Origin of the sequence: Sporosarcina quadrami, assembly GCF_014836615.1 — a bacterium.
Classification (GTDB): domain Bacteria; phylum Bacillota; class Bacilli; order Bacillales_A; family Planococcaceae; genus Sporosarcina; species Sporosarcina quadrami.
Genome location: NZ_JACSQN010000010.1, coordinates 48,209 through 71,056, shown reverse-complemented (window position 1 = coordinate 71,056; position 22,848 = coordinate 48,209). Strand labels below are relative to the sequence as shown.

Annotated in this window: 20 protein-coding genes; 4 read left to right on the top strand and 16 right to left on the bottom strand. The window is 42.3% G+C overall.

Going from position 1 to position 22,848, the window contains the following annotated elements:
- Positions 1 to 52: 52 nt before the first annotated feature.
- From H9649_RS11885 to H9649_RS11865, 5 genes are all read right to left on the bottom strand, one after another.
- The gene (locus H9649_RS11885; RefSeq protein ID WP_191695114.1) at positions 53 to 616 is read right to left on the bottom strand and encodes a lysophospholipid acyltransferase family protein; all 564 of its coding nucleotides are present in this window, start codon (positions 614 to 616) and stop codon (positions 53 to 55) included.
- 152 nt (positions 617 to 768) lie between these two features.
- Positions 769 to 1,959: an acyl-CoA dehydrogenase family protein gene (locus tag H9649_RS11880; protein WP_191695113.1), complete on the bottom strand. Its 1,191-nt coding sequence runs from the start codon at positions 1,957 to 1,959 to the stop codon at positions 769 to 771.
- A gap of 27 nt (positions 1,960 to 1,986) precedes the next feature.
- Positions 1,987 to 3,153, bottom strand: a complete 1,167-nt coding sequence (locus H9649_RS11875; protein ID WP_191695112.1) for a saccharopine dehydrogenase family protein — start codon at positions 3,151 to 3,153, stop codon at positions 1,987 to 1,989.
- A gap of 46 nt (positions 3,154 to 3,199) precedes the next feature.
- On the bottom strand, positions 3,200 to 4,678 hold the full coding sequence (locus H9649_RS11870; RefSeq protein ID WP_191695111.1) for an aldehyde dehydrogenase family protein: 1,479 nt from the start codon (positions 4,676 to 4,678) through the stop codon (positions 3,200 to 3,202).
- A gap of 153 nt (positions 4,679 to 4,831) precedes the next feature.
- The gene (locus H9649_RS11865; RefSeq protein ID WP_191695194.1) at positions 4,832 to 6,367 is read right to left on the bottom strand and encodes a DHA2 family efflux MFS transporter permease subunit; all 1,536 of its coding nucleotides are present in this window, start codon (positions 6,365 to 6,367) and stop codon (positions 4,832 to 4,834) included.
- 565 nt (positions 6,368 to 6,932) lie between these two features.
- Between H9649_RS11865 and H9649_RS11860 the strand changes: the two genes are divergently transcribed.
- The 4 genes from H9649_RS11860 to H9649_RS11845 all read left to right on the top strand — a co-directional run bounded on the left by H9649_RS11860 (position 6,933) and on the right by H9649_RS11845 (position 9,991).
- Positions 6,933 to 7,835 carry a TetR/AcrR family transcriptional regulator gene (locus tag H9649_RS11860; protein WP_191695110.1) on the top strand — a complete coding sequence of 301 codons (903 nt, stop codon included), beginning with the start codon at positions 6,933 to 6,935 and terminating at the stop codon, positions 7,833 to 7,835.
- Between the two features lie 61 nt (positions 7,836 to 7,896).
- Positions 7,897 to 8,694 carry a TIGR00266 family protein gene (locus H9649_RS11855; RefSeq protein ID WP_191695109.1) on the top strand — a complete coding sequence of 266 codons (798 nt, stop codon included), beginning with the start codon at positions 7,897 to 7,899 and terminating at the stop codon, positions 8,692 to 8,694.
- A 355-nt stretch (positions 8,695 to 9,049) separates the two neighbouring features.
- The gene (locus H9649_RS11850; protein WP_191695108.1) at positions 9,050 to 9,187 is read left to right on the top strand and encodes a hypothetical protein; all 138 of its coding nucleotides are present in this window, start codon (positions 9,050 to 9,052) and stop codon (positions 9,185 to 9,187) included.
- A gap of 108 nt (positions 9,188 to 9,295) precedes the next feature.
- On the top strand, positions 9,296 to 9,991 hold the full coding sequence (locus H9649_RS11845; protein ID WP_191695107.1) for a pseudouridine synthase: 696 nt from the start codon (positions 9,296 to 9,298) through the stop codon (positions 9,989 to 9,991).
- 33 nt (positions 9,992 to 10,024) lie between these two features.
- On the opposite strand, the gene H9649_RS11840 is transcribed toward H9649_RS11845, so the two are convergent.
- The 11 genes from H9649_RS11840 to H9649_RS11790 form a co-directional block, all read right to left on the bottom strand.
- Positions 10,025 to 10,498 carry a hypothetical protein gene (locus H9649_RS11840; RefSeq protein ID WP_191695106.1) on the bottom strand — a complete coding sequence of 158 codons (474 nt, stop codon included), beginning with the start codon at positions 10,496 to 10,498 and terminating at the stop codon, positions 10,025 to 10,027.
- Positions 10,499 to 10,775: 277 nt separating this feature from the next.
- The gene (locus H9649_RS11835; protein ID WP_191695105.1) at positions 10,776 to 11,189 is read right to left on the bottom strand and encodes a GNAT family N-acetyltransferase; all 414 of its coding nucleotides are present in this window, start codon (positions 11,187 to 11,189) and stop codon (positions 10,776 to 10,778) included.
- Positions 11,190 to 11,700: 511 nt separating this feature from the next.
- Positions 11,701 to 13,524 carry a tetratricopeptide repeat protein gene (locus H9649_RS11830; protein ID WP_191695104.1) on the bottom strand — a complete coding sequence of 608 codons (1,824 nt, stop codon included), beginning with the start codon at positions 13,522 to 13,524 and terminating at the stop codon, positions 11,701 to 11,703.
- Between the two features lie 181 nt (positions 13,525 to 13,705).
- A complete protein-coding gene (locus H9649_RS11825; protein WP_191695103.1) occupies positions 13,706 to 14,617 on the bottom strand; it encodes an aminopeptidase in 912 nt (303 codons plus the stop codon).
- Between the two features lie 98 nt (positions 14,618 to 14,715).
- Positions 14,716 to 15,390, bottom strand: a complete 675-nt coding sequence (locus tag H9649_RS11820) for an AroM family protein (protein ID WP_191695102.1) — start codon at positions 15,388 to 15,390, stop codon at positions 14,716 to 14,718.
- On the bottom strand, positions 15,387 to 16,328 hold the full coding sequence (locus H9649_RS11815) for a DUF1177 domain-containing protein (protein WP_191695101.1): 942 nt from the start codon (positions 16,326 to 16,328) through the stop codon (positions 15,387 to 15,389). The genes H9649_RS11820 and H9649_RS11815 overlap by 4 nt, the downstream gene beginning before the upstream one ends.
- A 15-nt stretch (positions 16,329 to 16,343) precedes the next feature.
- Positions 16,344 to 17,393, bottom strand: a complete 1,050-nt coding sequence (locus H9649_RS11810) for an S-methyl thiohydantoin desulfurase domain-containing protein (protein WP_191695100.1) — start codon at positions 17,391 to 17,393, stop codon at positions 16,344 to 16,346.
- Between the two features lie 18 nt (positions 17,394 to 17,411).
- Complete coding sequence (locus H9649_RS11805; protein WP_191695099.1) at positions 17,412 to 18,986, bottom strand: OPT/YSL family transporter; 1,575 nt, start codon at positions 18,984 to 18,986, stop codon at positions 17,412 to 17,414.
- Positions 18,983 to 19,630 (bottom strand): aspartate/glutamate racemase family protein, encoded by a 648-nt coding sequence (locus tag H9649_RS11800; protein WP_191695098.1) that lies wholly within the window; start codon positions 19,628 to 19,630, stop codon positions 18,983 to 18,985. Before H9649_RS11800 ends, H9649_RS11805 begins: the two co-directional genes overlap by 4 nt.
- 125 nt (positions 19,631 to 19,755) lie before the next feature.
- A complete protein-coding gene (locus H9649_RS11795; RefSeq protein WP_191695097.1) occupies positions 19,756 to 21,336 on the bottom strand; it encodes a PucR family transcriptional regulator in 1,581 nt (526 codons plus the stop codon).
- Positions 21,337 to 21,481: 145 nt separating this feature from the next.
- Positions 21,482 to 22,801 (bottom strand): YjiH family protein, encoded by a 1,320-nt coding sequence (locus H9649_RS11790; RefSeq protein WP_191695096.1) that lies wholly within the window; start codon positions 22,799 to 22,801, stop codon positions 21,482 to 21,484.
- Positions 22,802 to 22,848 lie beyond the last annotated feature (47 nt).

Below are 22,848 nucleotides of genomic sequence, written 5' to 3'. Positions count from 1 at the left end.
GCATCACCGCTCCTTTAATGAGTAGACTGTCTTTTCATAGAAATGTCGCACGTCAAGCAGGATTGATTTCGCTGCCTAGTTTCTCCGAATAGAATTGCAACGCTTCCTTATCTTTTGTATCAACAATGAACGGATCACCGATAGTGATGACCGCTTTCCGATTTTTTAAAGCTTCCTTAAAACTGGCCGGCCCGACATATGTAACAGGGACGATCGGCACTTTAGATAAATTCGCAATCGTCACCGCACCGCGTTTTACAGGAGTGTCTTCCGACGACCTCGTCCCGCTCGGAAAAATGCCAACGACTTCACCTGATCTCAACAACTTCACAGGAGTCTTGATACTGCTTGGTGATGGGTTTTCACGATCCACCGGAAACGCTTTAATGCTCGTAAGGAAGGAGGCGATCAGTTTATTAGAGAAAAGCTCTTTCTTCGCCATGAAATGGATCGGTTTCGGCAACGAAATGCCAAGTGCAATGATTTCAAGCCACCCGCGGTGTGAACACGTAATGATGTAACCGCCTTCTGCAGGTAATTTGTGCATATCCTTCAATTCAATTTTAGCAACAAAGAAAAAAATAAACTTCGCGAAACTAGCTGTCAGTCTGTACATAATATCCTCCGATTAGTATGAGTGTAGTGTATTTTACTCCGATTATATACAAACCCACTATATTTACAACTACTATTGAAGGATTTCAAGACGTTTCATAAGCCAATTATGTAAAAATGCCAAGAAGGATTATCCCTCTTAGCATTTTTTATTCAGTCAAACGGCCATTCCGGCAGCATATGCGTCAGTTTTTTGTCTTCACGGTAACCCAATACGTATTCCGCTTGCATAATCGTATGGATTTCACGTGTTCCTTCGTATATTACAGGCGCTTTCGAATTGCGCAGGAAGCGGGCAACCGGATATTCGTCCGAATAGCCGTAAGCCCCATGAATTTGAAATGCATCATCTGCTGCTTTATTCGCAAAATCACATGCCTGCCACTTCGCGAGAGATGTCTCACGTGTGTTCCGGACACCTTTATTCTTCAATTCTCCCGCACGATAGACAAGCAAACGGCTCATCTGATAGCCAGCTTCCATATTGGCTAGCATTTGCTGGACGAGCTGATGCTTGCCGATCGGTTTGCCGAACGTTTCGCGGGCATGGCAATATTTCACGCTTTCTTCAAGACTCGCCATGATTAAGCCGACTGCACCCGCCGCCACTGTGAAACGGCCGTTATCGAGCGAAGCCATCGCAATTTTGAATCCTTCGCCTTCTTCACCGAGCATATTCGCTGCAGGCACGCGCATATCTTCGAAAAACAGTTCGCCCGTATTCCCTGCACGGATACCGTATTTCCCTTTGATCGCTTTTGACGAAAAGCCTGGCGTATTTCGATCGACAATGAACGCGCTGATGCCATGATGTTTTTTCGATTTGTCTGTATAGGCAAACACTAAGAAGTAGTCCGCAATATCACATAAAGAGATCCACGTCTTTTGGCCGTTAATGACGAAATCATCACCGTCACGTACGGCAGTCGTCGACATGGCCGCAACATCGGAACCGGCACCAGGTTCAGTAAGACCGAATGCGCCCACTTTTTCACCTTTAGCTTGCGGCACTAAAAACTTCTGCTTCTGTTCTTCCGTCCCCCATTGCAACAAAGACATCGAATTTAATCCAATATGCACAGAAACGGCAGTACGGAACGCCGTATCGCCACGTTCCAATTCTTCGCAAAGAATGGCCAATGAATTATAATCCATGCCACTCCCGCCATATTGCTCGGGAATACAGACACCCATGAAGCCGAGGTCCGCAAGTTTCTTCCAAATTCCTTGATCAAAACCGCCCTCCGCATCCCATTGCTGGATATGCGGCATGATTTCGTCATCTACAAATTGCCTCGCTGTTTTGCGTAACATTTTCTGTTCATCTGTAAAATCAAAATTCACCGTCTCCGACCCCTTTCGCTTCTCGAATCATACGTGCGCCTCTTGCGTTTTCACTGTTTCTTCGATTATGACACCGCGTTTTTTCATCTCTTCCATATAGAGATCACCAGGAACAATCGTTTCAGGAGGATGGACGCCTCGTTTAGTAATTGTGCCGTTACCGATCATCTGCGCCACAACTGAAATCGTATTTGCTGTCGCCCGCGCCATCGCCGTTTCATTCACAGATAAATCCTTTTCTGTCACAAGATTATATTCATATGTCGCAGGCATGCCGTGCGCTTCTCCGCTTACAATGACACGCAGGAGAACAGCATCGGATTTATCGCCCAATCGAAGTTGAGGTGACAATTGCTCACGCATGACGTCACGCACTTTAACCGATTGACCATTAACCGTCACTTCGTTATCACGCGATAGCAATCCTAAATCCACAAGCAACTGGAATTTCTCCGCATGTCCTGGATAGCGAATCGTTTTATACTCTAATGTCTGAATACCTTTAAACGTTTTCGTCAAAGTCGATGTCCCACCAGATGTGTGGAATGCTTCCAAGTCACCGTATTTATCAAAGTGAATCGTTTCCACTTCAGATAATGAAGGAATTTCCTTCAACTCCCCGTCGCGAATGACATGCGACGGATCCGTATAATGATCGAAAACTCCTTCCAGCGAGAAAACAACATTATAATTAAGCGGAAGCTCCGGTTTGACTGGAATACCGCCGACATACAATTTAATACTATCGACTTTATCTAACTTACTAGCACCATAGCCCGCAAGAATATTAATCATTCCAGGCGCTACACCGAGATCAGGAATGATGGTCACTCCTTTTGCTTCCGCTTTTTCAGCTAGTTCCAGCACAGCATCTGTCGCACCTCCGATATGTCCACCAAGATCGATGGAGTGGACACCTATATCGACTGCGATTTTCGCCACTTTTTCATTGAATGTATAGAACAAAGCATTGATGACAACATCCCCGAGTGCCATCACTTCCTGTAATTGCAAATCGTTTGATGCATCCAACCACAAAATATCGAGCTTGTCGGACATTAGTTGTTCCGCAAAATCCTCTGCAGGTATTGTATTCAAGTCTGCCAGATATACTTTTGTTACATCATCACTTTTCACAAGATCCCGTACTGCTTCTTTCCCCATCAGGCCTGCCCCAAGTACTACCACTTTCATATGAACATCTCCATTCCAATAAGATTCCCTCTGGCTGTTAATTCACTTATGAGTTGTCGATTTGCGCCCGTTGCAATTTGCCGCTGTAATCTACGTAAATACTCTTCCACTCTGTGAACACATCGAGTGCGGCAACGCCTGAATCCCTGTGACCGTTCCCAGTACCCTTCGTTCCTCCGAACGGAAGATGGATTTCAGCACCCGTCGTTCCGGCGTTCACATAGACGATCCCTGTATCCAGATCACGCTGCGCACGGAAGATCGTATTTACGTCTTTCGAGAAAATGGAGCTCGACAGACCGAAAATGACACTGTTATTCACTTCGATTGCCTCATCTAAACTTCCGACTTCAATCAATGAAACAACCGGTCCGAAAATCTCTTCTTGCGCAAGACGACTATCCCACTTTACATCGGTGAATAATGTCGGTTCGAAATAATGACCTTTTGCAAGTTCGCCGTCCTTAAGCACATTACCTCCTGCTAACAATTTAGCGCCCTCGTCTTTCCCGATACCTACGTATTTCTGGATTTTCTCAATGGATTTTGCGTTTATGACTGGTCCGATTTTGACGGACTCGTCCAACCCGTTTCCAATCGTCAAGTACTTCATGGAAGCGAGCAACTTCTCTTCCAATTCCCCTTTAACATCTTTATGCACTATGACCCGGCTACATGCAGTGCATCGTTGTCCAGCAGTCCCGAATGCGCTCCAGAGAATTCCCTCTACTGCCAAATCGATATCTGCATCATCCATGACGATAACCGCGTTCTTGCCTCCCATTTCAAGCGATACTTTCTTTAGATGGCGTCCGCCTGTTTCCGCTACATGACGTCCTGTTTCAGTTGACCCTGTGAATGAAATGACTCGCACGTCAGGATGCTCAATCATCGCCGTTCCGACTTCCGAGCCCGAACCGAATACGATATTAGCAACCCCTTCAGGTAAGCCCACTTCTTCAAAGATTTTCGCCATTTCATACGCCATCATTGGCGTTTCCGTTGCCGGTTTCCAGATGAATGTATTGCCTGCAACGATTGCCGGGAACGACTTCCACGTTGCAATCGCTACTGGGAAGTTCCACGGTGTGATCAGGCCGACGACGCCGATCGGTGCGCGTACGCTCATCGCAAACTTGTCTTGAAGCTCTGAAGGGACCGTCTCACCGAACATTCTACGACCTTCCCCAGCCATGTAGAAAGCCATGTCGATGCCTTCCTGTACTTCTCCGCGGCCTTCTTCGATGACTTTCCCCATCTCTTTCGTCAACACTTGTGCAAGATGCTCTTTCTTTTCCTTCATTAAATTTCCAATTGCATATAAATAATCCGCCCGTTTTGGTGCCGGAACAAGCGCCCAACCTTTTTGCGCTTTCTTTGCAGCCTCAACAGCTAGATCCACGTCAGATTTAGTCGATAATCGTACTTGTGCCAATTCTTCTCCAGTAGCAGGATTTGTTACAGACGTATAATCTGCTCCTCCTGCGTCTTGCCAAGATCCCCCGATAAAGTTATTCAATTGCATGAAAAAATCCCCTTTCCAATTCAAATACTTTTTTGAAAACGCTTCCACTCTACTCTTTTCGACATCTTCTCTCTTAAACCCTTCTATTTCTCTGAATAAAATAAAAAATCCCGCAAAGCAGTTTAACTGCTTTACGAGATTACATTCCGGAATTTATTCTTCTAAAGATTTTATAGATCCTACAGGTATCTCCTCTTGCTCCTGCTTTTTCACTTCTTCATACTTCGGTGGACGGACTCGTTTGACGAACAATGCCAAGATCAATGCTGCCACAGAAATGAACGCAGAAATTAAAAACGAATAATTGATACCATCGAGCATCGATTTCAAATAGATTTCCTGCTTGATTCCCGCAGCTGCATCACCGCCGGCAGCCAATGCACTAGAAGCTGCTGCACCTTGAGCAAGTTCTGCTCCGGTACTTTCCATGCGTTTCGTCATTATCGTCAACAGTAAAGCAGAACCGATCGCTCCGGATACTTGCTGGAGTGTATTGTTCATAGCAGTACCATGCGGATTGGAACGCATCGGCAACTGGTTTAAGCCATTCGTCATGATAGGCATCATAACCATCGACATACCGAACATCCTCACTGTGTAAAGTGCCATTAAGGAATAATAGCCCGTCGTTAATTCTAATTTGCTTAAATAATAGGTCGAGATTGTCGTAATGATGAGCCCCGTGATTGAAATGGCCTTGGGACCGTATTTATCGAATATACGGCCAGTGATTGGTGACATTACCCCCATTATAATTGCACCTGGCAGCATAAGAAGCCCTGCCTCAAATGGCATAATCCCTCTGACATTCTGCACATATAACGGTGTAAGGATCATACCTGAAAACATCGCAACGGACATAACGATTGAGATAATTGAAGCAAGCGCAAACATCGGATGCTTATAAATACGGAAGTCCAAAAGCGGGTCCTTCATAAGCAACTGTCGAATAATGAAAAGGATCAGTGAAAATGCACCGATTCCAATAGTTCCGTACACAAGCGGTGAGCCCCATCCTTTGTCCCCCGCCGAACTGAATCCATAAAGCAATCCGCCAAAACCGATGCTTGATAGGATAAGCGAAAAGACATCCAATTTAACATCACGGTTCGGAGTAATATTACGAAGTTTAAATATTGCCAGCAAAATCGTCAAGATACCAAACGGCAAGACGATTTCGAAAAGTGTTCGCCATGAATAATGTTCAACAATCCAACCTGACAACGTTGGGCCGATTGCAGGCGCCGTGAACATGACTAATCCGAACATCCCCATCGCCGCACCGCGTTTCTCAATCGGGAAAGCGACGAGCATGACGTTCATCAATAACGGCATCATCATGGCAGAACCTGACGCCTGAATCATCCGGGCAACAATAAGCATGTTAAAGTTAGGTGCATAGATTGCCACTGCTGTCCCGATTGTGAACAGCGTCATCGCTGTCAAAAACAATTTCCGGTTAGTGAATTTCTGTATGAAGAACGCACTAGCAGGAATCATGATTCCGTTCACTAGCATATATCCTGTCGTCAACCACTGTACCTGTGAAGGCTTCACGGAGAACTCCGTCATAATTGAAGGCAAAGCTATATTCAATAATGTATTGTTCAAGATTGCAACGGATGCTCCGAAAAACAATATCCCAATCATTCCATAAGGAGGTTTTTCGTGCATTTTCTTAATATCCATTTCATCCATTTATACTACCTCCATTTTTTTGCAGTGCTGAGCCAACTTATAGCATATACGCTTCGTATCGAAACGTAAGACGTTCGTAACGAAACGTAAACGCCGTATCGAAACGTAAGTCGCCCGTATCGAAACGTAAACGCCGTATCGAAACGTAAGTCGCCCGTATCGAAACGTAAGTGCCCGTATCGAAACGTAAGCGCCGTATCGAAAAGTAAGTCGCTCGTATCGAAACGTAAACCGCCCGTATCGAAACGTAAGTCGCCCGTATCGAAAAGTAACTCGCTCGTAACGAAAAGTAAACCGCTCGTATCGAAACGTAAAAGCCGTATCGAAACGTAAGTCGCTCGTATCGAAAAGTAAACCGCCCGTAACGAAAAGTAAACCGCTCGTATCGAAACGTAAGTCAGCTTTGAGAAAGCATAAAATCTATTTTATACCGATAGTCCAAAACAATCAAATTAGAAAACGGTTACATTTTAAAAAAACATGAATTTGTTGATGTATAGACATTTCACGAGTAGAATTATCATTAGACTTACAGTCCAAATATCATTACCAAAGGATGATTCTTATAAACGACCGTAAATTGCATGTCCTTCTGACAGCACAGAAACTATTTATCAAAAAAGGTTTTGTAACTACATCCGTCCAAGACATCATAGAAGAAGCGCAAATATCTAAAGGGACTTTCTATAATTACTTCACATCCAAAAACGAATGCCTTATCGCCATTTTTGAGTTTGCCCACGAAGAGTCAATTGTTCGCAGGCATGAAATGCAGCAAGGTAAAGACAAACGGGATAAAAACATATTAGCAGAACAAATTCTCATCCGAATGCGTGTGAATCGAGAACATAACCTACTATCAATTTATGAAGCTGTCTTCTACTCTGGCGATGCCGAATTGAGGAGTTTTGTTAGAAAACACCATCTAATGGAGTTAAACTGGCTTACTTCGCGACTGGCAGATGTCTACGGAGAAGAAGCGGAACCGTTTGTACTTGATTGTGCAGTCATGATTCTAGGCGTCATCCAGCACCTCATCCACTTCCAATCATCATCCGCTGAAACAATCGACATCGATGACCTAGTGCATTTCACGATACGTCGCGTAGATGCCATCATGGATGATATGATAAGGAACGAAGATACATTGCTCGGTAAGAATTATTCATCTGCATTAATGGAAGAAACTGAAACCGCTCCTTTTTGCGCTTCACAAGCTGTTGAAAAGCTCGAACAGTTCCTGACGATGGTGAAGAAAGAGAAGTCCGAAGAAGGAATAAAATTTACGGAATTCTTTTTGGCTGAAATGCGGTCAGAAACCCCTAATCTGGTCATCATGGATGCACTCATATCACCTTTCCAACAATTGTTCAAAGGAACACGGCTCTATTACCGGTCTACTGAAATCTCGATGTTACTTGTGAGATATATTCATAACGAACAAAACTTGCCAAAGTAAATGAAACTTCCGATGCCATTCTAACGTACAATCATATATAAATCTGAGGAGGTTTCAATGTATGAATAACCATGAAATCGATTTTAAGTTGCATGGCGATGATATGCAGTTTGTCGAAGTAGAGCTCGATCCAGGGGAGACCGTGGTCGCAGAAGCCGGTTCGCTCATGATGATGGAAGACGGCATCGAAATGGAAACGATTTTCGGAGACGGCGCCGGCAATTCAGGCGGTGGACTGATGGGGAAATTGATGGGCGCTGGTAAACGTTTGATTACAGGAGAAAGCCTGTTCATGACAACGTTCACAAATACCGGTTCTGGCAAAAAACATGCCTCTTTCGCCGCTCCCTATCCCGGTAAGATTATTCCAATGGACTTAAGTGAGCACAGAGGGAAAATCATTTGCCAAAAAGACGCGTTCCTAGCAGCAGCGAAAGGCGTTTCGATCGGCGTGGAATTTCAGCGTAAATTGGGTGTCGGCTTTTTCGGCGGCGAAGGGTTCATCATGCAGAAACTTGAAGGCGACGGCATGGCTTTCGTACACGCCGGCGGTACGATTATTGAAAAGACACTTGCACCAGGCGAGACATTGCGTGTCGATACAGGTTGCCTTGTCGCAATGACACAGGACGTTGAGTATAATATCGAAATGGTCAAAGGAGTGAAAACTGCATTATTTGGCGGAGAGGGTCTCTTTTTCGCAACGCTTCGCGGGCCAGGTAAAGTATGGATACAATCATTGCCATTCTCAAGGCTCGCAAGCAGAGTATTTGCAGCAGCTCCACAAACCCCAGGTGGCGGATCGCGGGATGAAGGCAGTATCGCAGGCGGATTGTTCAATATGTTGGGCGGAAAATAATTTATTAAATTGCAGATTGCTCTGTCACTAAAATAGAAGGTACTAGAACCGTAACGGTTTCGGTACCTTCTATTTTCAAAGCAGGAACAAATTTCTCGAGTCCAGTACTTGCAAAACTTTAAACAACCCGAAAATCGTATATCTAATTTAAATACCGAGCTCATTATTTCGATGAATGTTTCATATATAATAGAAACCATATAATCGAGGTGTGAAATGATGAACAATGATTTCATGAATCAATCAAGTCAAAATGTTGATTCGCCTGAAATTTATGCAGCTAGACTATCATTAATCGGAAGTACACTTTCAAACTTTGGGAGACGGTCTTCAAACTATAGCGGCAGGAATCGCATTGCAGGAATTAAAAAACCAAAGTTCTGCTCAAAACAGCTCAAATGAATCAGATCATACGAATCAAATAGAAATTATGCAAAAACAAATTGAACGATTAGCACAAAAAATAGAAAGGTTAGAGCGAAGAAGAGTATGATTTGTGATAAATAGTTCTTTCCCTTGAGTTGTAAACTCATTATCATCATGGCTGACGGTACACATAGTAGAAGAAAGAGAAGTTGTAAATAGACGAGGAGCCGAAACGTTGAGGTTGAATCAATATATTAGTTCTTCAGGATTCTGTTCCAGAAGACAAGCTGAGCGGTATATTACTGCCGAAAAAGTACGAGTGAATGGCGAAATTGCATCTCATGTATATTTTGTTCAAGATCATGACCTAGTCGAAGTGGATGGTCATAAAATCAAGCATATTTCCGAGCATATCTACATAATGCTCAACAAACCAAGCGGGATTATTTGTACAGCTTCCCCAGACATCGCTCATAATATTATTGACTTTGTATCTTATCCAAAGCGGATTTTCCCGGTCGGACGCCTTGATAAGGAAACAGAAGGCCTTATTTTATTAACAAATGACGGAAGCGTTGTAAATGAGCTGATGAAAGAAGAAAATAATCATGAAAAAGAATACATTGTCACCGTCGATAAACTGATTACAGACACTTTTATAGCGGATTTATCGAACGGGGTGGATATTTACAATCCTCGAAAAAAAGACTATTCCCGAACAAATCCTTGCCCTGTCCTTCAAATAGATGCCTATACTTTCCGTATCACGCTTTCTCAAGGGCTAAACCGGCAAATCCGTAGAATGTGCAGACGTTTTCAATATACAGTGACGCACTTACAAAGGGTCCGCATCAAGCATATTGAACTTGGTTCATTAGATCTTGGTCAATGGCGCTATTTGACTGAAGCGGAAATAGCGGAGCTGACGTAAAACATCTTAATTGCTATATAAAGCAATTAGCTATTATATAATATTTTTTCGTTTTATTCTTATAGTGGATAGGATACCAATGATGATAGCTAAAAGGTAACTTAGGAAAAAGGTGTAAACATTAAAATAGATACCATTTGTGTACTGATTAAACCAACCAAAGCGATATATTTTGGATTCAGGTTCAGCGGGTGTTCCATCCAAGGCAATGATTAATTCATCTATATAATTGATGATAGGGAAAATCAATAACGCACAGGAAAAAACGCAGAAAATCATTATAACTATTCTTACTTTGATGTTGGTTGATATTTCCCTTGTCAATTTATAAGTGAAGAAATAACTTATTACAAAAACAGGTGAGAATAGTATCATAATCAAAATACCAAGATTTCCATTACCTGACCAAACATCAGGGCTAATTGTAAATACATTTTCTACAAGATAGAAACCAAGAAATGTAAGAAAAATACTTACGAAAAATATATATAAACTACCTTTTTCCAATAAATCACCTCTCTTAAATTAAACTTTCCTACCGTTTTATTTCAAGTGACAATTTGCTCCGTTAGTTAAACCTGATTATGGCAAGTGGATTACAATCAAATAGTCCATCTAACATAATTACTTTCCTCCTGTAAACTGAAGATATGCCACGATATTTCCCCCTCGACTAAAGTCTTTGTTTTGTATAATGGCCCGATTGCAACATAGTGGTGTCACAGAAAAGCTCCCCCGATGACGGAAGAATTTAACTGTATACTTTACAGATACTGTGCTTATTTCACAATAACCTCTTTAAAAAGAAATGTTCAGAAAAACCATCATCTTTATTCTCGTAAAATCCAACTTCCTCATATCCCATTGAGCGATAGAAATCTCGCCCCTGCCAATTAAATGTATCTAATCTAATCATATTAGCTCCTAATGATTTCGCTCGCTTTTCAACCTCTTTCATTAACATTGTGCCAACTTTATTATTTCTATAATTCTCATCTACAAAAACAGTAGAAACATACAATATCTTAAATGCAGTCATAGATGCATCTGCACCAGCAATTAATTTACCTCCGTTCAGCACACCAACTTTTATGCTACCTGGAATATCATAATTAATATGATTTTTATCATATTCATCAAGTCTATTTTCAATATCTTCTACCTGTAAATCATTAAGTTCAATAACCTTGTAATTCATAAATTCACCTTCCAAAAGAGATTATTATCCACTTCCACTAATCCCACAATAGGGGGACGATCAGTCAGATTATTTTCTTTTTCACATAATTTCTCCTCTTTTGTTGTTAAGCCAAATTTATTGAAATGGCCCGATTCTTGAATACGTGCTTTCTAATAACTATATTCCGTCGCTTGGGGCGGAAGTCGGACGACTCCAGTGGAATCAGCGAAAGCCATAACGAAGAACGACTTTTGCGAGACAAAGCGTTAGCTTTTCGGGCATATCTTTGCAATCAACTTGAGACCCCGCAAGGCGCGATCATTTTCAAACACACCAATTACTTTCCATTTCAATTATACCACTTGTCGTTTCGAGTTTCATAACTTTTCTGTTTTTTCCCTTGGTCTATGATAATCTTATGAGTCCAATTTTAGATATTTTATTGAACAGCAACTTCATCAACAAGCGCTGACGTATTCCACAACGCAATAAGCCGACAAGAGGTATCCCTGCCGGCGTTCATTCAGATTCAATTCGGGCCGTTCAACAACAGCCAGATATACCTTGCTTCGTCTTCACTTCCAGGCTGGATTGTCATTTGCAGTGGATAATCGATCGTCTTTACTTTGAATGTCTTTAAGTGCATGACATGCGAATTTGCTTTTACGGCTTTTTCAAGCATGGCGGCAGCTTCTTCTGATTCTCCGTTGGATGCTTCAAATTCCAATTTCCAATCAAGGTACAGATAGGCCGCATCCGTTTGCGAGCCTTTTTCATAGCGCACCATAATTTCAGCCGCTTCACTATACCGTCCGGCGAAGATGAGGGATGCGACCGCTTCATAACGTGCACCTTGATTGTCAGTCGAATTCATGCGGACGAGGTCTTTGAACACATCCCCCGCTTCACCGTATTCGCGATGCATGAACAAGTGGACGCCGTATGCGAATGCAGCCCGCATGAATGGTCGATTCGGCAAGTTCATCCATGGGTTTTCTCCCGGTTCAAATGTCTTGCTCGCATTGCGGATTGCGTGTTCATACAATTCAGATGCACGGCTTTGATCCTTTTCATTCATAGCGGCAAGCAGTAACGCATCGGGATGCTCCGGTGAAATCTTCAGTGCTTTCGCGGCAAGATCTTGACGTTTTTCATCGCTATCTGCAGCAAACGCTTCATACGTAAGCAATTGCGCACGTCCTTCATCGACACCCGGTTTGCGTTCCGGTTGGACGACACCAGCTGTTGTCATCGCTGTTTCCCATAATCCTTTTTCAGACTTCCGAGGAGCGGTTCCGATATCGTACACTTGAACAGCCGTCGGTTCATCGAAGCTGTCCATCATCTCTTCGTATAAGGAAGCCAGGTCGTTGACGTACTTGCCCATTTCTTCAGCAGAAGAGCAGAACTGATCTGCGATTTCAGCTTCCGTTGCTTCTACGCCGCGCACCATACCGATTTTCATGCCCGTCCACACGGCCGCAGCAACAAAATCATCTCCTGACTCCATGTCAGAATGGTCATTCAGGAAATAGGCGACTGCCAATTTATGCATGATTTCCCTCGCCCCGCTGTCCTGCTTCATATCACGTAACGCCACTTCAAGCGCTTTCAACGCATCGAGTTTGATTGGATCGAGCACTTCTTCGACCAGTTCATTAAGCGAAGCCATACTTCGTTTGATGAACAATTCGTAAATATCTAGCGTGTGCTCTTTCAAGAATTCCTCTACAGGCTTGGTCAACTGGCTTTCACGCAGCTCCAACAGCGATTGTTTCGTCTGCTTGCTCCACTTCGCCAAAAACATCATCGACGATACTGGTGCAATTGCATCTTCTCGTTTACGTCGATCCCGCAAAACAGTTCCGAACAATAAAGTCCCTTCATCCGTCGGCATACCTTCGTTCCGTGTTACATGGAATTCCTCATCAGTGAACAATTGCCGGACTCGAAGCATCCCGTCATCGGAGCCTGTGATTTCAGCCAACAGCAAGAAGGGCTCGTCCCAGGTCTTCAATATTGCCAGCACAGTTTCCCGTTTCGCTTTTGTCAGCTGTTCTTGAATGTATGTATGCCATCCTTTAGGATTTTGGATGAATAAATAAAACTCACTCGCCGCTTCCTCAATATCTTCCTTGTTCCAACTATCCGAAAGACGAAGGATCCACTCACGCATCATGCGGATCATCTCTTTCCGGTCTTCCCCTTTCGGATATGTATCGAAGAACGTCACAAGCACTTGATCCAATTCTTCATTGATAATCAATTCAATAAGATCGGGGCCTTGCTTCCCACAGCATTTTTTATACTTTTTTCCACTCCCGCATGTACAAGGATCATTTCTGCCAATCATCTGGATAAAACCCCCTATGGTCTTTGTAATAATCATAACAAACATGTCAGGATTATGTGTCATCCACCGTTTCAAAGTGATTAATAACTCTTGCAACTTGAACGATAAACAATCATTCAAAATAGAAATAAATAAACACCCGGAAGAATAGCTTCCCGGGTGTTACATTTTGAAATAAAATTCATTGCCAATCCACTACTGGATTTTTAGTCACACAATCTATATGAACGTTCGTTTTAATAGTTCCTCCAAATGTATGGTTGGAACCAAATGCTATATGAATCGTTCCATACGCTTTTTCATCTTCGAGAATATTGCCCGTTATTCGAGCTGCATGGTTTGTACCGATACCCAATTCACATAAATACCGACCATCCCCGTCACCTAGTAGTTCCAGCAATTTTTTCCCATCTTGCCCGCTTGCATCTATTAAACGACCTTTTTCAACCGTTAGTATAACAGGCGTCTTCAAGAGACCGATTCCTGAAACAGATCCATTAATCTCGATTATACCTTCTGATTCACCTTCCACCGGTGCAATATACGCTTCACCCGATGGCAGGTTCCCCGAAGCTGCCTGTCCACGAAACACACCTGTACTAGGCACACCATCACGCCCTTTTACCGGTATAATCAATTGATATCCTTCACCTGTTCGAATGCTAACTGTATCTGCATCTGTTAGCTTATCTGTCATTTCAAATGTCTCTTTTTCAACACGGCTATAATCTGCAGACATCGCACCATTCAGAAACATATCTTCTGTAATGCCAGGCATTGTGATCACGCTAATTCCGTGCGCGTTAGCATTCTTTCTTGCCACTGTATGAGTCAATGAATGCTTCGTTAAACAAAATACAAGACCGTAGCCCAACATTTCATTTGCTGTTTCCACAGGTGGTTCCTCACCCGACCTAGTTCGATCTTCCATGCAATGTGTATGTACTTGCCATCCATCCGTCTTCAGTGCACCGGCAAACTTCTTGCCTAATTTCTCAGTACTTCTATCCATCAATACCAACACACTGATGTCTTTATTCACTTCAAAATTATTCACCATTAACGCGGAAACTGTTTCCTGAAAGTCTTTCATTCTTCTACACCCTTTCTTTTCGAAGTAAACTCAAGGCAAATAACGCTTTCACCAAGCACCTTAAACCCCGATTCAAAAAAGCCCGGGTTCACCCGGGCCTATTCTTCAGACACATACTCAGATATGACACGTGCAACCAATGTACGGGGCAAAATGACAGGCAGTCCGCTGCTTTTTACCGCAGCCGACTTATGTTGCTCATTATACCCCATACAATCCAATACAATCATATCCGCTCCTTGTTCTTTAAGCGCAAACGCCGCACCTGCGATATCGCTTTCTTCGTAAGGTGATGCTACTTCTGTATACAAGTTCAACTCATTCAGTCTCCATTTCAACAGTAATTTCTCCCGTTGTTCTTCCAAAGGAATGATGAGTCCCAGTGTTCCTGAGGGCAAAATCGCACTCACCATATGATTTAAGACACGGTCCGGATAGACTATCGGTTTTGTTGTTTGCAATGTAGGAAAGTCCCCAGTGCATAACATAAGTACAATATCCGTCCTCTTTTCTAATTGCGTCAATTCATCTTGCAATAAAGGAAGAAGTTTACTCTTCCCTATATTCATCGACTCACCATTTCGTAGTCTTGAAATATAGACTGTATCAAAGTCTTCCGGTTCAACGGAATGGAGGCTTTCCGCCGTCAGACTATCCAGTCCCCCGCTTTCAATTATCTCCACATTTGAACCGACAATTGATTGAATAGAAGGTGTGACATCGGTTCGTGGAGACTGCCCGATGGTCAAGACACCTAAAACATTTGTTGTCAATTTTGTTCATTTCCTAATGTTTGCAAATGCTTCATGGAGCCATACAGCATTTCTAAACGGTTAAATTCATTTTCATCATAAAATTCGATTTGACCTCTTGTAAATTCTTTTGCAATTTCGATTGTGAAACGGACTGCTTGCGCTACGTCCACTTCATGGCTTGCACCAGTTCCGCTGCCTGGAACAGCCGTTTTAGCCGTGATTGCCACACCTACGACTGGTACATCAGTTGCTACTGCAGGTTGCAGTATACTATTAATGTGATAGACATCATTTCCGTAAGGGGTAATATCCTGCGTTGTAACCGCAAATGTAACAGGCAGTTCTCCTGTTGTCATTTCCATAATGCGAAGTAAGTCATCACAGAATTTCAGAACAAAACCGGATTTCACAGTCGGCGATAGTGCGATGCCGCGATGATTAAATACACGATTCCCTTTTGTCGTATCAATTGAAACGACTGCATCCATCTCGGGCACCACTTCATACTGATTCATCGTAAAAATATCTACAGGTGAACCCATGAAGTCAACTGGTTCGTGTGGCTGTGTAGGGGCAGTCGGACAAATATGGGTAGTGATAATGACATCACCTGGCAGACGATCTCCTTTTACTGACATATTCGCAAGTTTAACCGCAATTGCTACTGCCGCTGCTGCACCATCGCCATCTGAAACAAAGCCGATCCTATGGGGACGGGCACCGAGTCCACCTAAACGCCCTACAATTCCAAGTGTTCGAGCCTTGCCGCCGTTCAATTTGCCTTCTGTACCTTTAATCACTATTTTGACAAAGTCTGTAGATCCACTTTGTCCAGTAACCGTTTCATAAACTGCTTCACAATGTTCAAACCCCTCAAATAGCGCAACAATTTTTTCTCCATTAGCGTTAATATCATCCAAGACTTCCATAACATCCATTGTATATTTTAACGACATTTTTCATCATCCTTTTTAAATAATAGTTTTGTTTACAATCGGTTCAATTACACGCAACAATTTTTCATTGGACATCGTGGAGCTTAATTTCAAATACTCTTTTGGAACAGATATAACCGCAATTCTCATCTCTTCTTTCAACTCCGCACTAACAACTGGCATGCCCGTTTCCGCGTTGAAAGTCATGATTAGATCAGGGAATGTACCTTTTCTTTCTCCATTCATTTCCACAGTCATGTATTCATTCCAGAAGGTCATTTCCAGGTCATCGACTTTAACGAAACCTACATCAAAACCCTTCACGGCTTTCAACTCAAAGACGGTAATCGTCCCTGAATGAATGACACGACCTTTCAGATGAGAGGCGACCGCTTCGATTCGTTCCGGCCCCTCGGGAACTGAGAAAAACACTTCACCAAGTTCGATTGCTTGAGTAATACCCCCGACAGCAGCATGTTCTTTTATATATCCTATGGAAACAGGATTTCTACACACACCTACCATACCGCCTGCTTCAACAGATACAGATCGCACGACATTAGATGAAATATCGAGTGTGCTGGTTATGACTCCTTCTACTTGCCTAGAACCTTCCCCACCAGCAAATGCTTGCACAGACACGTATCCTTCGACTTCCGATAAATTCAGTGCCCCCATAGAACCTGTCGGATGGGCTCTGCCGTTACATGGTGCGTCTAAAAACGGAAGACCTGTTGCAGCCGCTTGAAGCCAACCATTGATTGTCGTGGCTGCCCCGTTTTCATTTGTCATAAGTGCCTTAATCGGCTCTTTAAATTCTTGTTGCACTCTTTCTACAGTTGAGACTAACTGTTTACTGCTGACATATACATCTCTCGCTGATGGTGCTCCAACAAGAGATACACAAGCAACGTAATCTTGATCCTCTAATTCATCCACCGTCATTAGTTGCGGCGAACCAATCATGAAGGCTTGTTCGGTTTTTTCCAAACCATCGGAAATCCAACCACCGCCGCCTCCTCCTAAAATACAGCCTCCATAAACGCCATGTATGGCATCATCTTTCGTCAGTTTACGTATTGTCATAAGTAGTCCTCCAATGCATTATTTAGCTTTCCAAAGTGAAGTGAAAAAGCTGTAGATTGCATCTCCTGCAATAAATCCAGCAGCCATCGTATACATAGCAGATTCAGCTTCCGGACCTTTGACTTTCAATACAATAAATCGAATAAGAATACCTGCTATGACAGCCCATCCTGCGATAGGGTTAATGATTAACAAACCTGTCGCAAATAAAATACCCATCTGTCTTTTTGGACCACCTATTAATTGGATGATCGCTCCAGGTATAGCCCATAGCAAAAGCAACATGCCGATATTTCCACTTAATCCGCTTTCAATCGTCGTTGCATATACACGATCTACAGGTGGAACAAGATCTTGTGCAAAAAAGGAATCATGGAAAAGTATGACCATGACAATTGCAACCCCAAAACCAATTAACGAACTTTTCAATTGTTGTCTTCTACCAAATATTTCAATGGCTTTCTTTTGATCGACACGCAAGATGGCACCCGATTTGAAATCATAACCCAAGTCAGCAAATGCCGGTCCGGTTGCAGCCGTAAATCCAGTTAATAAAGCTAATGCAATTGGTGGGAATCCTAACATCATACCGATTAGCAAAGAGATTAACGTAACGGCAAATGCAGGGAACCAACCTGAGTGCATCGCTGCAATTCCGACAATAATCTCACTGGCTAATGCGGCAAATGCGGCGAACACGACAAACAGTACCGTTTGCATCACTGACATATCACCGATGATTCCACCGACGACAGCCAAAATCATAGCTGCTACTAAGTACAACAAGAATCCAAGCCCGAACCCTTTTTTAATATCTTTATCTGAACGAGTATACTCATGTACTTCCTCACTTTGACGAACTGCGTCTTTCTCTTTCTCTTTCTTTGATTGCCAAAGTGTAATGACGAATTGCAATAGGGCTACAGAACCTGCCCCGATCATCATGCCATGCGGAATATAGAATTCATTTAAATCCACACCGAACATTGGAATGGAATATCCGCGAAGCAATAACCCAATCCCAAACATTGTCAATGCCCATATATTTCCGATGAACGCTACACCAAAAGCTGACATTGCAATACCGAAGTAGGAACCGATAACACCGATTCCAATACCTATACCTAAGAACTTCGCTTTCGATCCACCTTGGTCTCCCGCCTTTAATGCTTCCGCCGTTGCGATACCTGGGGGCCAAGCTTCATTTGCTCCAAATAATTTCGAGTCGAACACTTTGTATAATATAAACACATCGATAAACAAGGCCAATCCTGAACCGATCATCATCGGCATAATCAGTTCCGGCATCCCCATCACAAACGGTAGACCAATAGGAATAAGTAAACTGTTTGCCGCACCAAAAGTGGCTGCAGAAATAGATGTCTGAATTAAATTCTGATTTTCAATCGAACGATATTTATAAAACATCTTCATCGGTATTCTAGCGATTAGCATCGCGATCAACGCACCGATAATGGATGTATTCGGCGTGATACCCAATGATGTGATTAACTGCATTCCAATGATTGCACCAAATACGGAAATGATGATGGAAAAAATAATAAATGGAAAATCAAATGTCTTCGTATTCATCCTTTCCCCTCCTTTTTAAATTGCTTGTACACAGTTGCCTGCGCTTCGACTAAATCAATAATCGGTATATGGATCTCTTTAGATAAAAACTCTTTCAAACGAATTGTCGAAAATCCGGTACAAGCAAATAACAGGACATCTGCTCCAGATTGTATTGCTCGATTCGCTATAGCCAATAATTCGTTTTTGGCACTTCCAGAAAATAACTCCGTCGTTTTCCGCAAATCCTGGGAGTGATAATATGAATGAAAATACTCACCTAATTCTTCTTCAATATTCTGCGGAATATTTTCCGTGATACCCATTACTGCAACTTTCTTTCCTGCTTGGATAGCAGATTTTGCTCCGCAAGCGCCAGCACCCATTACATAGAAGTCTGCCATACGAGATAGTTCTTTCAATGCTGGATCCGCTGCACAGCTAATAGTGACCGCGTCAACACCTTCTTCACGAATAAGTTCTTGAGCAAGAGAAATGATTTTCGGGATAGCTACAGTTTCCGTCTTACTATCGTAAATCCCATTTGGCTGATCTTGAATACATCGTGTAACAGTGTGTATCTGATCGGTTTCCCACATGCGCTTGCCATGTTCCAATAATACTTCTTCATCTTCAGTTGTAAGCACTCGGATAATCCCCAACATTCCCATCACTCCTTTGTATGTATTGTAAATAGTTCATCTATTCAATGTAATGTTATAAGTGTGTAAACATCAACAGGATTCATTTCACATAATTTACACAATAAAAAAAAGACGTACGTAGACGTCTATCGAGCTAATGACTTTATTCGTATACAAAAGTTTAAAATGAATCGGATTTCCGAGTCATCAATATTCATTTGCAGTAGGTCTTGCACTTTTTGCAAACGGTATGTAAGCGTTCGTCTGTGGATGAATAGTTTTTCGGATGCCTTTGTCACATTTCCATTTTCGTTCAAGTATATTTCCAATGTGTCCAGTAATTCTTTATTTTGATCTAAAAACAACGGTTCAAGTATACTTTGGATATAATCCGTGACCAAATCCCGGGAAGTTAAGTCAATTAGGATTTCGTATATACCTAATTGATCGTATGTGTAGAAGCTCTCCTCTTTTCTAATAAGCCGCCCAATTTCCATCGTTTTATCTGCTAATCGAATACTGTCTTCTAGCATACGACTGTTTTTCATAACTGGTACCGCTGCTATAGTTAGCGGATGGATACTTTCTGCTGCAACTTTTTCAAGTGAGTGTATAGCAGCCATATCCGTATTTTTCATACAGGTTACTAGCGCATAGAAGTGACCATGTTTTTCAAAAAGTATGTATGAGCATTCAGGTACAACATTCATAATGGAAAGAATTTCTTTCAGAATAATATTTGAATGATCCATAACATAGTCTGCTGGTGCATAACTTTTCTCAAACCAATCTGCCTGGAAACGAATAACAAAATGATCTTTCTCATCATGCAACTTGTCTTCAGCTTGATTAAACTCTTCTAGAAGCTTGAGATGTTGAATACGTTTTTTCTGCAAGTATAGTTGTTCATTCATAAATAACTCTGCTATTTTATTCACAGCTTCATGTAGATGTTCTGACAGTGAATTGATTGTTCCTAATTTATCTGTATAGGGAATATGAAGTGTACCAAATACATGTTTATTTGAAATTAGCGGCATTATGATAATATCTCTAAAACCATCCACTTTAAGAACTGCGACTCGCTTTTGCATAAGAGATGTTCTCCATTCTACTGCGAGACTTTCATAATCCATATAATTCGGTTTTGAAAATAACGAATTGGATTTCCGCCAACCGTTCGGAAGAAACTTCCTAGTAGAATAGAGTAGCGTACTTTCTGCGTCTTCTAAATAGATGGTGCCGTTGACAATTTCGCTTAACTCTTCCATCGCTTCCGATAGCGAGGAAAACGATTTAGATTCAAAGTTCTTAAATGGATGATCGGCGTTTTCTCTTAATTGTTTCTCTTTATATAACCGTTCGTATAAAGGAGCTAGCACATTAATATAAGAAACATCTTTAGGGATTATGATAATTGGGAACTTCTCTTTATTTGCAATTGAAAGCATCCTATCTGGCAATGCTTCCACAAATCTACCAAGCTTTATGACAATTCCAGCTGCTTTTTTTTCAATCAACGTCTGAACAATTTCGGTTTGCTTTTCTTCGTCATTCATAATTGAATAGAACGTTGTCATCACTAGTATTCCTGACGTTACCCAGCTGACCACTTCAGGCACTTCCATTACTTCAATAGAGGTAATTTTACGGGTCACACCGTCAGACCCAGCAACAATTGTACTTTTTGTCAAATCACCAATCGTCAGTGCATCTTGAATATTCATTTATATCCCTCCCTAAGTTCATAGTATACAATAACTTACGAATTATACGGTTTGGAAATACTTAGCATTTTTGATAGCGGACCTCTCATTATGATAGAGCAAAAAACACCCGGAAGAATTGGCTCCCGAGTGCTCCACTTTTAAACTATAGTATCAAATAAGCAATCGGTGTAACAATGATTAATGTCAAGATTACACGTTGCAACCAGATGATAATCAGTTGCGGAATGCTGATCGGAATTTCTGTCGATACGATACACGGCACGACTGCCGAGAAGAAGATGATCGACGAGACGGAAACGACAGCAATGACGAACTTGACGACTAATGCTGATTCGACAACTAATAATGCCGGCAAGAACATTTCCGCTATACCAAGTGCCGAAGCTTTTGCGACGAGCATTGGTTCCGGTAGTTGCAATGCCCATGTGAATGGGTAGAAGATGTAACCAAGCCAGTCGAACACTGGCGTGAATTCCGCTAAGACGAGGCCGAGTAACCCGATAGATAGAATGGAAGGCAAAATCGCCATTGCCATCATCAATCCATCACGCACGTTTGTTAAGATATTTTGCGCAAATGTCGGTGCTTTTGAGACAGTGTCCATCGCTTCATTCCACGCAGTCACAATGCGTTTCCCATCCGGCTTCACTTCCGGTTGAGGTGTCGATCCTTCGTAATATTCGTCCTTGAATGAACGTAATGGCCAAATGTGGACTGTTATCGCTGTAACGATGAATGTCACGACCAACGTCACCCAGAAATACGTATTCCACATGCTCATCAAGTCCAGCGTTTTAGCTACTACGACCATGAATGTCGCTGAAACCGTTGAAAATCCAGTCGCAATGATGGCAGCTTCTTTCGCTGTGTACTTCCCTTCCTTATACACGCGGTTTGTAATTAATAACCCAAGTGAATAGGAGCCGACAAACGAAGCAACTGCATCGATTGCTGAGCGTCCAGGTGTTTTCCAGACAGGACGCATAATTGGTTGTAGTAATACACCGATAAATTCCAATAATCCATAACTGACGAGCAATGCTAAGAACACCGCACCAATCGGTACTAATAGGCCAACCGGAATGACTAGTTTATTGAGGAGAAACGGTCCCATACTTGGTTCAAACAGCCATGCAGGTCCAACATTGAAAACAAGCATTATGCCTACGACAAGACCAATGACTTTAAAGAAAGAGAACACCATATTGACAGTCGACTTTTTCCACGTTCCTGAAACGAACGGATAAATCGAGCCCGCTAGTATGACAAGCAATGCATAATACGGCAATGCTCCCCCGGCATACGTTTGGATGAACGTGACGATATGGTCAAGCATGATCGAGCTCTTTTCATTAAATGTTACGGGTACGAAAAACATAAATGCACCTATTGCACTGAAAACGAAAAACTTCCACATACCCGGATTTGAACGAGTCTTTACCTTTTCTCCCACTTGTTCCATACATCTTCCCCCTTCTGAATCTTCCATTAATTAACCCTTTAAAAATA